Origin of the sequence: Terrimonas pollutisoli (assembly GCF_029360765.1) — a bacterium.
In the GTDB taxonomy this organism is placed as follows: domain Bacteria; phylum Bacteroidota; class Bacteroidia; order Chitinophagales; family Chitinophagaceae; genus Terrimonas_B; species Terrimonas_B pollutisoli.
The window spans coordinates 291,939-306,512 of the sequence record NZ_JARKNA010000001.1; the positions used below are offsets into that span (position 1 = coordinate 291,939).

The 14,574-nt window shown below is 42.2% G+C and carries 7 protein-coding genes; all 7 read left to right on the plus strand.

Annotated features, from left to right (window positions below; genetic code table 11):
* Positions 1–201: 201 nt before the first annotated feature.
* The 7 genes from P2W73_RS01205 to P2W73_RS01235 all read left to right on the plus strand — a co-directional run bounded on the left by P2W73_RS01205 (position 202) and on the right by P2W73_RS01235 (position 14,547).
* Positions 202–1,776 carry a RagB/SusD family nutrient uptake outer membrane protein gene (locus P2W73_RS01205; RefSeq protein ID WP_276500145.1) on the plus strand — a complete coding sequence of 525 codons (1,575 nt, stop codon included), beginning with the start codon at positions 202–204 and terminating at the stop codon, positions 1,774–1,776.
* A gap of 24 nt (positions 1,777–1,800) precedes the next feature.
* Positions 1,801–3,282: a glycan-binding surface protein gene (locus P2W73_RS01210; RefSeq protein ID WP_276500146.1), complete on the plus strand. Its 1,482-nt coding sequence runs from the start codon at positions 1,801–1,803 to the stop codon at positions 3,280–3,282.
* 109 nt (positions 3,283–3,391) lie between these two features.
* Positions 3,392–4,837: a cellulase family glycosylhydrolase gene (locus P2W73_RS01215; protein WP_276500147.1), complete on the plus strand. Its 1,446-nt coding sequence runs from the start codon at positions 3,392–3,394 to the stop codon at positions 4,835–4,837.
* A 121-nt stretch (positions 4,838–4,958) separates the two neighbouring features.
* Complete coding sequence (locus tag P2W73_RS01220) at positions 4,959–8,510, plus strand: T9SS type A sorting domain-containing protein (RefSeq protein ID WP_276500148.1); 3,552 nt, start codon at positions 4,959–4,961, stop codon at positions 8,508–8,510.
* Between the two features lie 187 nt (positions 8,511–8,697).
* A complete protein-coding gene (locus tag P2W73_RS01225; RefSeq protein ID WP_276500149.1) occupies positions 8,698–10,692 on the plus strand; it encodes a glycoside hydrolase family 97 protein in 1,995 nt (664 codons plus the stop codon).
* Between the two features lie 202 nt (positions 10,693–10,894).
* Positions 10,895–12,853 (plus strand): sialate O-acetylesterase, encoded by a 1,959-nt coding sequence (locus P2W73_RS01230; RefSeq protein ID WP_276500150.1) that lies wholly within the window; start codon positions 10,895–10,897, stop codon positions 12,851–12,853.
* A 101-nt stretch (positions 12,854–12,954) separates the two neighbouring features.
* Entirely contained in the window at positions 12,955–14,547 is a 1,593-nt protein-coding gene (locus tag P2W73_RS01235) for a GH39 family glycosyl hydrolase (protein WP_276500151.1), read from the plus strand.
* Positions 14,548–14,574: the final 27 nt, after the last annotated feature.

Here is a 14,574-nt window from a genome sequence, read left to right on the forward strand (position 1 = left end):
TCATGAAATGAGCCATAAAATTTTCGGGCTATTATATCCCGATAGCTATCGGGACGATGAAAATTTTATGACGAATAACATGTGGCAAAATTCAAAAAATAAAAATTAGCACATGAAACCGAGCATGATATTTTTTTCTCACACAGGGGAATGATTATTTGCGAGGTTCCATCTGGCCAAAATAAAATAAAAAATAAACAGATGAAACATCTTAATAAAACTATACTGATTGCAGTGGTTTCGATCTCCTGTTTTGCTTGTAAGAAAAGCTTTCTTGACCGCCCTTCGGAATCGCAAATCAGTTCGGATAACTTTTATAAAACCACTTCAGATTTACGATTAGCCACCGCCAATCTTTATGGTGGCTCCCCCTGGGGTATATGGCATCACGAAGCCTATTTGCCTTTGGGAGATATATTAAGCGGAAACGGCATCCGTCAATGGATCGGTGAGTGGGTGCAGCTTTATACACGCACCATTACTGCCGGGAATCCCGTAATGCAGGGTGGATGGAAAGGCTTGTACAATTTGATTGGTCAATGCAATGGTGTTATTAACTCCATAGAACAAAAGGCAGATAAATCCATTAGTGATGCGGATAAAAATGCGGCTATTGGCGAAGCAAAATTTATTCGCGGAATGGCTTATTATTATCTCGCCAGTTTGTGGGGTGCAGTTCCTATCATTGAAGATAACAGTAAGCTTATTAAAGACCCTTTGGTAAAGCGTAACATTGTTTCCGACGTTTATAAGTTTATTACAAATGATTTAAGCTTTGCCGCAGAAAGCTTACCCATTACCGATGAAAAAGGCAGAGTGACAACCTGGTCGGCACAAGGCATGTTGGCAAAAGTTTACCTGACCATGGCGGGACTGGGAGGCAACGGAAGCCGGGATCAGAAATTATTGGACAGTGCAAAAAAATATGCAGGAAATGTTTGTAATAACAGTGGTTTGAATTTGTTGAAAAATTATTACAACCTGTTCCAGTCTCAATACAATGATAACGAGGAAGCCTTGTTTGCACTTCAGTGGGCTACAGGCCCAAGTGTTGGCTGGGAAGAAGGTAATTTATTGCTGACATATTCTCCATCCGCTGATATTAACCCGCAAAAAAATGGTGCGTGGACTTCTTTGGACCCTACTTACGATTTGTATCTGAATTATTCTGCAAAGGATAGTATAAGAAGAAAAGCAACCTTCACGCTTAATGGAGATCATTATCCTGAATTGAATGCTGCAGGAGGCGGATACACCGCCGGTGGACAAAGTATGAAGAAGCATATTATCGGGAACGAAAAGGATAATAATTCACCCTCTATGACCTTTACAGCATCTATTGAACATGATGCGCTGCTTCGTCTTGCAGATGTTTATTTAATTTATGCCGAAGCGATCCTGGGAAATAATGCAAGTACCTCCGATGGTGAGGCGTTGAAATATTTTAATAAAGTAAGAACAAGGGCTGGTGTTGACCCTGTTACAACAATAAACATGGACAGTGTTCTTAAAGAAAGAAGAATTGAATTTGCTTTCGAAGGACAATACTGGCTGGACCTGGTGCGCCTTTCTTATTGGAACCCCACCAAAGCGGTGGATATTCTCAACAAGCAACAGCGGGTAACATTTAAGTATTCAAACGGAGTAGCTACTCCGGATGATCCTATTGGTACAGCTGTAATACCAGCTAAAATTGAAGCCTTTACATTGCAATTACCTGCATCCGAACTGGGGGCAGATCCCAACCTGGCTGAGCCGCCTGTTCCCTATTATTAATCCATAACGTTATAATATACTATTATGAATAAAATATTAAATCACCGCTTTTATTTGCCGCTTCTTATAATTATAGTGGCTTTACTATCGGCCTGTAAAAAAGATATTAGTGATGATACTCCTCCTGTCATTACGGAGGTTAGGAGTTATGCAGCCGATCCGAATGATACCGTAATTAATGGCCTTACAGTTAATGACCAAATAAGAGACGGCCAGTGGGTGGTTATTTCAGGTCAGAATTTGAAAAATGCAATTCAAATAAAGTTTAATGGTGTAAACGCTTCTTTTAATAGTGCTTTGTTTGCACAGAACAATGCAGTAGTGCGAATACCTACCATACTGTTTTCAACAATCGATACCACTAAGCTTTATACGATAGAGTACGCTACAACAGGAGGCACAACTACGTTTGCTTTCAAATTAGGCCCCGCTGCGCCAACTATTTCTGCTATTTCCAATGTATTTGCTAACCCTGGAGATTCTGTTTTTATTTATGGAACGAATCTGGTTTTAGTCCAGAGTTTTTCCTACGGCGGAACTAAAATTTCTTCATCTAAAACGAATACCGAGGGAACGTCCCTTGGTTTTGTTATGCCTTCGCCGGCTCCCACAAGCGGAGATATAGTAGTAACTACTAAGAGCGGTACAGTAACTTACAAAATATCGGCAACACCTACAATTACCGGCGTTTCCAACGAAAATGCAATCGCTGGTGATTCGGTATTTGTTTATGGTACTTATTTCAAAAAAATTCAAACGTTCACTTTTGCAGGAGCTACTATCACTTCCTTTAATGCATCCGCCGATGGTAGTTCTATAGGTTTTGTTATGCCTTCTATTTCAACAAGCGGCCCTGTATCCATTACCACACCATTCGGTACAGCAACTACAGTTTACAACGTAAATGATATAGTAGGTGTAGGTTCTATATCAAACTGGGAATGGGGCAGCAACTTTAACTGGCAATGGTGGGGCGGTAGCAATTTAACAAGTGGCAGCCCTGATTTCCCAGGAAATCAGAGTCAGTACCAGGTATTGAAAAGAGGCATTTTTAGTTCCGGCGAAGGTAATACCTGGTCAAGTTATGCCATACGTATGAACGCGGTGCAGTGGGTGCCCACAGCCAGTATGAATGATCCTATTGACAATTGGGCATTTAAATTTGAAGTAAATATTCCGCAAGAATGGAATGGGCCTTCCATTCTTATTCAAAGCTCTGATGCTACATATACATGCCGGTTGGAGCCCTGGCAAAAATCTGCAACCACCACAGCGCCATACACTACAAAAGGCTGGCAAACAATAACCATTCCTTTCTCTGCATTCCGTAAAACAGATGCAACACTTGGCGATGGTAGGGGAGCTTCAATGACAAAGTTTGCTGATCTGCTGGGTACATCCGGAAACAGTGAGTGCTATCTGTGGCTGAAAAACTTTAGCACTTCAGATACACCAACGGGCTTTTATGGAGCATTTGACAATTTAAGAGTAGTAAAAATAAAATAGTAGTCTCTCATGCAAGCAGATGACCTGGGGATGGTCAATGAATATTGTACCATCCTTTCAGGTCTATTGTAAAAATTAGTTTACCTCTATGAATACAAAAAACAAAAAAATGAGTAGTTACAAATTGATAGGATTTTTGATGGCCATATTATTTTTTATTGGCTGTAAAAAAAAGAACGATGCCGTTAATCCCGAACTCTCTGTTTCACCGTCGGAGATTAATCTTCCCGCGGAAGGAGGAACAGCAGACCTGACGATCAACTGTAATGCACAATGGAGTATCAGCAATCTTGCTTTGTGGCTTAAATTCAGCAAATTATCCGGCAATAGCGGCAACAACATCATTCAATTAACTGCAATGCCTAATCAAACCGGTGCTACCCGTTCTATATACTTGTCAGTAAACTCTTCAAACGGGCAGGCAAGAAGAGTTAAAGTTTCGCAACCAGCTACGATATATCCATCTTACAATACATCGCCCAAGGCGCCTGATTCAATAGGAATGAGCACTGCTGTGCAATTGGCTGCCAAATTTAAATTGGGATGGAACATTGGTAATACGATGGAGGCGCCTAATGGTGAAACGGGTTGGGGTAATCCTCAGATAACAGAGTCGTACATAAAATTTGTAAAACAGCAGGGCTTTACTGCTATTCGCCTGCCATGCGCATGGAACTGGACACATTTAAGCGACGAAAAAACCGCAAAGATAGATCCCGCCTGGCTCAATAGAGTTAAGGAAATTGTTGGATACTGCGTCAACAATGATATGTATGTTATGCTCAACATTCATTGGGATGGTGGCTGGCTGGAAAATAACATCAGCAAACTAAAGCAAGATTCTGTCAGTGCTAAACAAAAAGCATTATGGGAGCAAATTGCTACAGCTTTACGTGACTTTGACGAGCATTTAATGTTTGCCAGTGCCAATGAACCGAATGCGGATGATGCAGCGGAAACTGCAATCTTAACATCCCATCATCAGACTTTTGTTAATGCTGTTCGTTCAACAGGTGGAAAAAACAGTCACCGCGTACTTATTCTCCAGGGACCCAATACAAGCATGTCATTGACATCTCAATACATGACCACACTTCCTACTGACCCGGCAGCTAATCGCCTGATGGTTGAAGCGCATAACTACACGCCTTCATTGTTTTGTTTCTTTGGTGAAGACCAAAGCTGGGGCAGGATGATTTACTATTGGGGCAACGGGCATCATTCAACCATTGAACCTGATCGTAACGCTACATTCGGTGAAGAGAACGACATAATTTCTGACTACAATAAAGTTAAAGCAGCATTTGTCGATAAAGGAATACCGGTGATAATGGGTGAGTATGGCGCTTACAGGCGTAATAATTCCAACCATGTCCCATTAGACCTGGCAACGCACGAGGCATCGGTGGACTATTGGATAACCTTTACAACTAAAGAAGCGTTGGCCCGCGGAATAAAACCATTTTGGTGGGATACAGGAGGTGCTTTGGATAGAGCAAATAATACAGTAAAAGATCAAAGAACAATTGACGCTCTTTTGGAAGGGGCGAAATAAAGTATTTTGATAAAAGATGGGCTGGCCAGTCGGGGATAAAGGAATGTGGCAAAGGCAACTGGCCTTTTCAACTTTCTAATAATTGTGATAACCCAATATTATAATAGAAAAACTAAAGATTATGCCACATTTTTATCTATTCAGATTCTTGTCAACTAAAGTATCCTCACAGTTCAGGAAAAAATCACTTGGGTTACTATGTTTATTTTTTTTAATTAATCTGTTTCAGGACTATGAAGTAAAGGCTCAAACCTCAGGTTATACATGGAAAAACGCACCTATTGGTGGTGGTGGATTTGTGACAGGGATCGTTACCCACAAAACATCGGGTGATAGGTATTGCCGCACGGACGTAGGTGGCACCTATCGCTGGGATGCTGCGAATAATAAATGGATTCAACTGCTCGACTGGTTTAACGAGGCAGAAAATGGATTTTATGGCGTGGATGCGTTGGCGCTCGATCCGCAAAACGCCAACAATATTTATATGCTATGCGGAACTTCCTATATCAATGGTGGAAGAACGGCTATATTGAGATCTACCGACAAAGGAAATACGTTCACGTATACAGATGTCACTTCCAAATTTAAAACGCATGGAAATGGCGAGGGGCGGGGCAATGGAGAACGTCTTGCCGTTGATCCCAAAAACAGCAACATATTATTCTGCGGTACAAGAGAGAATGGATTATGGAAAAGCACAGATGCCGGCGTTACCTGGAACCTTGCCTGGAGCGGTGTCACTACCACTGCCAATGGCAACGGAATATGTTTTGTCCTCTTTGACCCTTCAAGCAATGTTGTAAACGGAGCGAGTCAAACTATCTACATAGGTGTGTCCCGCATTGGAGGCGGCACCCTCTACAAGAGTACAGACGGAGGCGTCACCTTTACTGATATTTCACCTACCATCAGTTTTATGCCGCACCGCGCCGCCCTGGAGGGAACTACCATGTATGTTACCTACGCAGATGGTGCAGGCCCGTCACTCAATGGAGATGGAAAGGTATATAAGCTTAACACGGCTACAGGGGTCTGGACAAACGTTACCCCTGTTCATTCGAAGGATTACTCGTACGGCGGCGTAAGCATAGACCCGAATAATGTTAACCGGGTAGTCGTTTCTACCTGTGGCATGTATTGGAACAACCAGTTTGGTACCGGATGGGGAGACTTTATTTTTCTATCAATCGACGGAGGATCGACCTGGACACTTAAAAATGGTACCAACGCCACCTATGACGCCAACGGTATGGAATGGTCAAGGGGAGGAGCGGTTAACTGGATGGACTGTATTGAGTTTGACCTTTCAAACCCCTCAATAGTACGGGTAATTGGCGGTGGCGGCGTATACACATGTCCTGATATCACAGCCGCAAATCCATCATGGAAATACGATGTGATCGGAATTGAAGAAACAGCATTGCTTGACGTGATAAGCATTCCCGGAGGCCCGGTTATTTCCTCGTTTGGAGATGTAACCGGCTTTGTGCATGAACCGCTGACTTCTTTTCCTTCAACTAAACTTTCTCCTTTAGGTGGTTATAATAACAACAGCATTGCGTATGCTGCTGCCAACCCAAACAAAGTAGTAAGAATTGCCAATGAAGGAAATGTTGTTTACTATTCCAATGATAAGGGTGCTACGTGGACGGCAGCCACTACCAATATGGGTACGGCAGGAAGGGTGGTCGTCAGCGCCGATGGAGGCACGATCCTGCATTGCCCCTGGGGGTCCTCGATCACCTACTATACAACCAATAATGGTGGAACCTGGTTGAGCAGTTTGGGTGTAGTAGTGGGCGACGCTGCTCCAGTGTCCGATCAGGTAAATCCAAATTACTTCTACATCTACCATCCTTCAGCGGGCCAGTTATTTAGAAGCTCCGATAAAGGAGTCAGCTTTTCAGTAGCAGGCACCCCTGGTGCGTCAACAGCGAACCATCCATGGGAGTCAGCTCTGGCCCGGACAGTGCCAGGTTTTGAAGGCCATATCTGGATACCTCTTGGCCGCAATGGATTAAAATATTCGACCGACGCTGGATCCACTTATACAACTGTTGCCAATGTAACTTATTGCAAATCTATCGGGATAGGAAAGGCAATGCCCGGATCTAATTATCCTACTGTTTTCATTTGGGGAACAGTGTCAGGTGTTACAGGCCTTTTCAGATCAACAGACCAGGGTGTCACATGGCTTAGGTTGAATGATGATGCCCACCAGTTTGCAGGAGCACCATTGCTTATCGGAGATATGAACGTTGCCGGAAGAGTATTCATGAGCGCCGGCGGAGGAAGAGGCTTAATTTATTGGGAGCCTACTGGTTCCTGTACACCTACTACAATCACTCCGTATGTACAAGTTAACGGAGGAGCCTGGCAGCAGACCGCCAATGCTTCACTAACTGCAGGTGACACGGTGATGTTTGGCCCACAGCCTGCCGAGGGCGGATCATGGAACTGGAGCGGGCCAAATAATTTTAGTGCTACAACACGTGAAGTATTCATTTCAAATATTCAGGCCATTCAGGCAGGCAACTATATTGCCACCTACACCAATAGCGGAGGATGCCAAAGTACGCAGACTTTTAACGTCACGGTGACTTCCCCCTGTACACCCACTACTATCACTCCGTACGTGCAGATTAACGGCGGAGCGTGGCAGCAGACCGCCAATGCTTCTCTAACTGCGGGAGGCACTGTAATGTTTGGCCCACAGCCTACCCAGGGAGGATCATGGAACTGGAGCGGACCGAATGGTTTTAGTGCCAGCACCCGTGAAGTAACCATTTCAAATATCCAGGCCAACCAGGCAGGGAACTATGTTGCTACATATACTAATACCGGGGGATGCCAAAGCACACAGACCTTTAACGTCACTGTGACTTCCGCCGTCACAGGCTCCATACTGAGAGAATACTGGACAGGTATTAACGGAAGTACAATTAGTAGCCTTACTTCCAATGCCAATTATCCAAACAATCCTACGGGTAGCGGGCAGATCACCAGCCTGGAAGGCCCGACAAACTGGGCGAATAACTACGGAACGAGAATACGTGGATATGTTCATTCTACTACAAGCGGAAGCTACATATTCTGGGTGGCCGGAAATGATAACACTGAATTATATCTGAGCACAAGCGACAATCCTTCTAATAGTTCAAGGATTGCTTTTGTGAATGGTTCGACAAATCCGAGACAATGGAATAAGTATGCTTCACAACAATCTGTAACCATCAACCTTACTGCCGGACAGAAATACTACATCGAAGTCCTTCACAAGGAAGGAACCGGTGGAGATAATGTAGCTGTAGCCTGGCAGGGTCCCGGCATTACACAACAGGTAATCGCCGGAAGCTATCTTTCTCCGTTTGTTCCGGGAGGAACTGGATCCAGAATGTCATCTGCTCAGGGAACGGCAGCCAATATTAATGAGGATGCTATTAGCCTGTATCCGAATCCTGCCGGCAAAGGAAGGTTTACTATTCTTCTTCCGGAAATTTCAAAAGATGCGGTCGTAAAAATTTATGATAGCCAGGGCAGAATGGTTTACGAAAAGATCGCTCAAGGCAATAACAAGATAGAGATTGATTCACGCCTTAAGACGGGTCTCTACATTGTCAGGATAAATTCGGAAGCATTTAGTTTTACTAAGAAGCTCATTGTTAATTGACAACTCTTTCATCAATTCTGGGAATGCATCGCTGGATGCATTCCCATTTTATGAACAGAATATTGACCATCAAAAACACGGGAGATTGTTATGGTTCTCCGTAACAATCTTTTTTCAACAAAGCAAAGCATTGTATATGCTTTAAGCGTGTCGTTTAACTTTAATAAGATTATTAAAAAGAATTAGTGTGAAAAAAACTTCTTTATTATTAGCGATCTTACTTTTTTTCTTTTCGGAAGAAGAATTAATTGCTCAAACTTCAAATCAAACCTCAAAACGGGTTGCGCAATTACAGAGTCCGGACAAGTCCATTGCATTGAACGTATTCTTATCAGCTTCAGGTGAAATTCAATATGCGGTAAAGAAATCTGGTGTTAACGTCATTCAACCTTCTGCTTTAGGAGTGATGATGAAGGGACACGATTTTACACAACGCATGCAACTGGTGATGACATCTAAGCCCCGGCGCATAACAGATAGTTACCAAACAAAGAATGCAAAAAAAAGCAACATTCTTTACCAAGCCAATCAATTGGTAGTGTCTTTTACTAATGAAGAAGGAAAAAAAATGGATATCATTTTCCGATTATCCAACGACGGTGTGGCGTTCCGGTATTCTTTTCCCTGGATAAAAAATAAGGAAACAATTATTGAGGAACATTCCTCATTTGCTTTTGACAAAAACACAAGAGCGTGGTTACAACCCATGAGTGAGGCAAAAACAGGTTGGGAGCGTTGTCATCCTTCTTATGAAGAACATTATTTGCAGGATATTTCTGTTGGCACAGCGTCGCCATTAAAGTCAGGCTGGGTGTATCCTGCGTTGTTTAAAACAAACGATACATGGGTACTGATTACCGAAGCAGCGCTTGATGGTACTTATTGCGGCACAAGATTGATCAATGACTCATTGTCGTCTGTTTATTCAATCGGCTTTGCCGATCCGAGAGAAGTGTTTACCACCGGTAGAGACGCCATGCATGGCGCCTCTACCGGTGGTAATCTACCGGAAAACAATAAGCCGTGGCTTACACCCTGGCGAATTATAACAATTGGCAGTTTGAAAACAATTGGAGAATCCACGTTGGGCACCGATCTGGCGCCGAAAGCTATTAACATAGACCAATCATTTATTAAACCGGGCAAAGCATCCTGGAGCTGGATCAATAGCAAGGATGACAACATCACTTTCAATGAACAAAAAAAATATATTGACTATGCCTATGACATGCACTGGCAATATTGCCTGATTGATGCAGACTGGGATACTAAGATCGGATATGATAAGGTAGCTGAACTCGCAACCTATGCAAAACAAAAAAATGTTGGATTACTATTATGGTATAATTCGGCCGGTGACTGGAACACTGTAAAATATCATCCAAAAGATATGCTGCTGACGAAGGAAGGAAGAGAAAAAGAATTCAGCCGTCTGCAGTCATTAGGTATTAAAGGTGTGAAGATTGATTTCTTTGGTGGCGATGGTCAGAGCATGATTCAATACTACATTGATATTTTGAACGATGCTGCAAAATATAAGCTGTTGGTGAACTTTCACGGTGCAACATTGCCAAGAGGCTGGCAAAAAACATATCCTCATCTTATGACAGCCGAAGCAATTTATGGAATGGAGATGGTAACATTTGACCAGAAAGCAGCAGACAAGCAGGCCAACCATTGCGCTATGTTGCCGTTTACAAGAAATGCATTCGACCCGATGGATTTTACACCGATGAATCTTACGGGACTTACGTCGTCAAATTGTATCAGAAAAACCACTCCCGCCTTTGAACTGGCCCTTTCGGTATTGTTCTTATCCGGCATACAACATTATGCTCAGGCACCCGAAGGAATGGTGAAGGTTCCCGATGATGTAAAATATTTTTTAAAAACACTTCCTGACTATTGGGACGATATAAAATTTTTGGAAGGCCATCCCGGGAAAGACGCTGTCATTGCCAGGCGAAGTGGTAATCGCTGGTACATTGCCGGTATTAATGGAGATAAAAATGAAAAGAAAGTAAATCTTGACCTTGCCTCATTTAAGAAAAACAAGGCAACTCTGTTCACTGATGGTACAAAAGGTGAACTGTTTTCAAAAACAGTCCTGAACACGGCAAGACAAAAGAAATGTGATATCACACTAAATGCAAATAGTGGATTTGTAATGGTGCTGGAATGATTTTACAACGAAATATTACTCCCTCAAAGGGTTCAAACGAGGCCAACGCAATCATAAAGCTGATGCAGGTATGAGCAGACAAGGCGTAAAAGAACAATATCTGCCAGGAAATAGTACACTTTTCAGGGTTTCATGACTTTGGCTGTACTTGCTTCAACAAGAAAGTTATTTTTTGATGTGCTAAAAACAAATGAACAATACAATGAGATTCCGGGTACGAACATCGCTCCTTTTCCTTACAACATTTCTTCTTTCTCAAACATTTACTTATGCTCAAATCAGTCTACCCAAAGTATTTGGTGACAGCATGGTTTTACAGCGGGGCATCAAAATACCTGTGTGGGGAAATTCAACTCCGGGTGCATTGATCGTTGCAAAACTTGGAAACATACAGGCAACAGCGAAAGCTGATCAACATGGAAAATGGCAGATCAGGTTTCCTGTATTTAAAGCAGGTGGGCCATATACACTTGACATTGCAGAATCAGGCAAACCGGATTCTAAAATTAAACTGAAAGGAATTTTGATTGGTGATGTTTGGCTTGCTTCCGGTCAGTCAAATATGGAATGGCAGGTGCAACAGGCAAAAGATGCGGGTAAAGAAATTGCAAATGCCGATTTTCCGCAAATACGTTTTTTGGTTGTTGAACAGGATAAACAACTAAAACCACAGCCCGACATTCGTGCCGGTAAATGGAAAGTTTGCGATACTGTACATGTGAAAGGATTCTCTGCGGTGGCCTACTATTTTGCACGCAAAATACACCGTGATCAAAATGTTCCCGTAGGCATTATTCAAAGCACCTGGGGCGGCACACCGGTAGAAGCGTGGACAAGCAGGGAGATGTTGCTTACATCACCTATTACTAAAACAAAAACGCTTAGCAATGATACGCTTGGTTTAGACCGGGAAGACTTTTTAACCGATAGCTTGAACTGGATACGCATTTGGAATATTGTTTATAACCCACAAAACAATGCGGATAAAATATTCGCAGTTCCCACATTTGATGACGCTGGTTGGACAACAGTTGAAATGCCCAATGTGGTAAAAGATTTTGGGATTGGGGCTTATGAAGGAGTGGTTTGGCTAAGAAAAAAAATCACCTTGCCTGAATCATTTAACCAAAAAGAATTAACCATCAATCTGGGGCATCCGGAGATGAACTATTCGCTTTACTTTAATGGTGAAGCGATTTGTAAAAATGTTTGGAATTCTAATCCGACACATTCTTATACCATTCCAGCCAACTTGGTGAAGAGCGGAGAAAATACAATAGCTGTCAGGGTGGCCATGCTGTGGGGCGGTGGCGGTTTGAATCCTCCGGCAGAAGACCTTTATATTACCGATGGTGCTTTTAAAATTTCTTTAGCCGGAAAATGGTTGTATCAAAAAGACCTTGAAACCGCTTTTCCGAAAATACTCAACTATCAGTATTATCCAACAGTGCTTTTCAATGCGATGATTAACCCGCTTATTCCTTTTGGCATCAAGGGATTTATCTGGTACCAGGGGGAATCGAATGCCGGGGCAGCTTACAATTATAGAAAATTATTTCCCATGCTGATCACAGACTGGCGGCAACGCTGGCAACAGGGTAATCTTCCATTCTTATTTGTTCAGTTGGCCAATTACATGAAAACAAAACCGCTTCCATCTGAAAGCGAATGGGCCGAATTGAGAGAAGCGCAAACGCTGACACTATCTCAGCCTAATACAGGTATGGCTTGCGCCATAGATATTGGTGAAGCGAATGATATTCATCCAAAAAATAAGCAGGAGGTTGGCCGCCGGCTGGCATTAATTGCCAATAAAATGGTGTACAAACGAGCCGTCATCGCATCTGGTCCGCAGTATAAAAATTTTCAGAAAAAAGGAAATCATATCCGCATCAATTTTATCAATTCCGGTTCAGGCCTTTCAACGAGAGATGGAAAAGAAGTGAAAGGTTTTGCCATTGCAGGTAAAGACAAAAAATTTTATTGGGCAAATGCAACTATTGAGGGAAATAAAGTGATTGTTTCTTGTGATAAAGTTGCGGAACCAGTTGCTGTGCGATATGCCTGGGCAGACAATCCGGAGTGCAATCTTATCAATTCAGAAGACTTGCCTGCTACCCCTTTCAGAACAGATGATTGGAAAGGCATCACTCAAAAATAAAAATCCCGGCGCAAATGGTTTAATGCCGGCAACTATCATCATCAACACAAAAAATAATCGCCATGTGCAGGAATTTTTTTATGCGACCGAAATTATTCTCAATGAAAAAAAATATCTTCTTATTAACGCTTATACTTCCTTTCATTTCCGTTCAACTGTTTAGTCAAAGTTCAAATCGCAATAAACAGGTTATTCAGGAGCGAATAATAAATGTAGATTTCAGCAAACCGGCAGGCTCACTGAATACCTTTTTTAAAGAATGTGTGGGTGCCGGCAGAGCCAATGAAGGATTAAGAGCGGATTGGCAGCAACAATTGGCTTATGTAAGAAAAGAATGTGGTTTCAAATACATCCGCATGCATGGATTGCTGACTGATGATATGGCTGTTTATAAAGAAGACAACAAAGGCAATCCTGAATACAACTACATGTATGTGGATGCCTTGTTTGATTTTTTGCACAGCATTGGAATGAAGCCCTTTGTTGAATTAGGTTTTATGCCAGGCGCATTAGCAAGCGGACCTCAAACAATTTTTTGGTGGCGGGGAAATGTAACTCCACCAAAAGATTATGAAAAATGGGCGGGTTTAATAAAAAATCTTACCGAACATTTTACGGAACGTTATGGTGCCGATGAAGTAAAGACCTGGTATTTTGAAGTTTGGAATGAACCCAATCTTTCTCCCGGTTTTTGGACAGGAACACAGGAAGATTATTTCAAACTTTATAAATACGCAGCACAAGCCGTTAAAAGCGTAAACAAGGAATATCGTGTTGGTGGGCCTGGTACAGCCGGAGCAGCATGGGAGCCGGAAATGATAGCTTATTGTCATAAAAACAATGTGCCAATCGATTTTGTAAGTACACACTCTTATGGAGTGAATCAGGGATTTCTGGATGAATATGGAAATTCAGGTACTGTGCTCGCTAAAGAAGAATTTGCAGTTAGCGGTGATGTGCTGCAATCGAGAAAAGAAATTGCAAGTTCTCCAATACCAAATTTAGAATTGCATTACACCGAATGGAGTTCATCTTATACGCCGGCCGATCCTGTTCATGATAGTTATCATAGTGCAGCGTATGTGTTGCAAAAAATGAAGCAGGTAGGAAATGCGGCGAACTCTATGTCGTATTGGGTGTTTACGGATGTTTTTGAAGAACCGGGCCCAAGATTTACACCTTTCCACGGTGGTTTTGGAATGCTGAACACACAAGGAATTAATAAGTCAGTATTCTATTCATACCAGTTTTTGAACCGGTTGGGAAATATTGAACTGGTAAATAAAGATGCCGCTTCGTGGGTTTGTAAAGACTCATCCGGAAACATGCAGGCATTAATTTGGGATTACACTTACACGATTCCCGACTCGGTGAATAACCAGCAGTATTATATCCGTGATCTGCCTTCGAAATCAAAAGGAAAGCTAAAGATCAATATTGCAAATGTTCCCAATGGCAATTATGCTCTTGAAGTTTATAAAGTTGGTTATCGCAGCAATGATGCTTATACAACTTACCTGTCTATGGGACGGCCTTCTCAACTTACAAAGCAACAGGTTGAGCAAATCAAAAAACAAAACGACGGTTCACCGTTTTTAAAAGAGATTGTTACTATAAAAGATGGAATTCCGGTTTTAAAAGAACTGGAGATTCATGAAAATGATGTTTTCTTTTTAAATATTATCAAACTGTAAATGATAGCGGCAGTACTAATAGCTCTC

Coding starts and splice junctions, on each gene's coding strand:
- P2W73_RS01205 (WP_276500145.1), top strand. CDS start 202: ATGAAACATCTTAATAAAACTATACTGATTGCAGTGGTTTCGATCTCC.
- P2W73_RS01210 (WP_276500146.1), top strand. CDS start 1,801: ATGAATAAAATATTAAATCACCGCTTTTATTTGCCGCTTCTTATAATT.
- P2W73_RS01215 (WP_276500147.1), top strand. CDS start 3,392: ATGAGTAGTTACAAATTGATAGGATTTTTGATGGCCATATTATTTTTT.
- P2W73_RS01220 (WP_276500148.1), top strand. CDS start 4,959: ATGCCACATTTTTATCTATTCAGATTCTTGTCAACTAAAGTATCCTCA.
- P2W73_RS01230 (WP_276500150.1), top strand. CDS start 10,895: ATGAGATTCCGGGTACGAACATCGCTCCTTTTCCTTACAACATTTCTT.
- P2W73_RS01235 (WP_276500151.1), top strand. CDS start 12,955: ATGAAAAAAAATATCTTCTTATTAACGCTTATACTTCCTTTCATTTCC.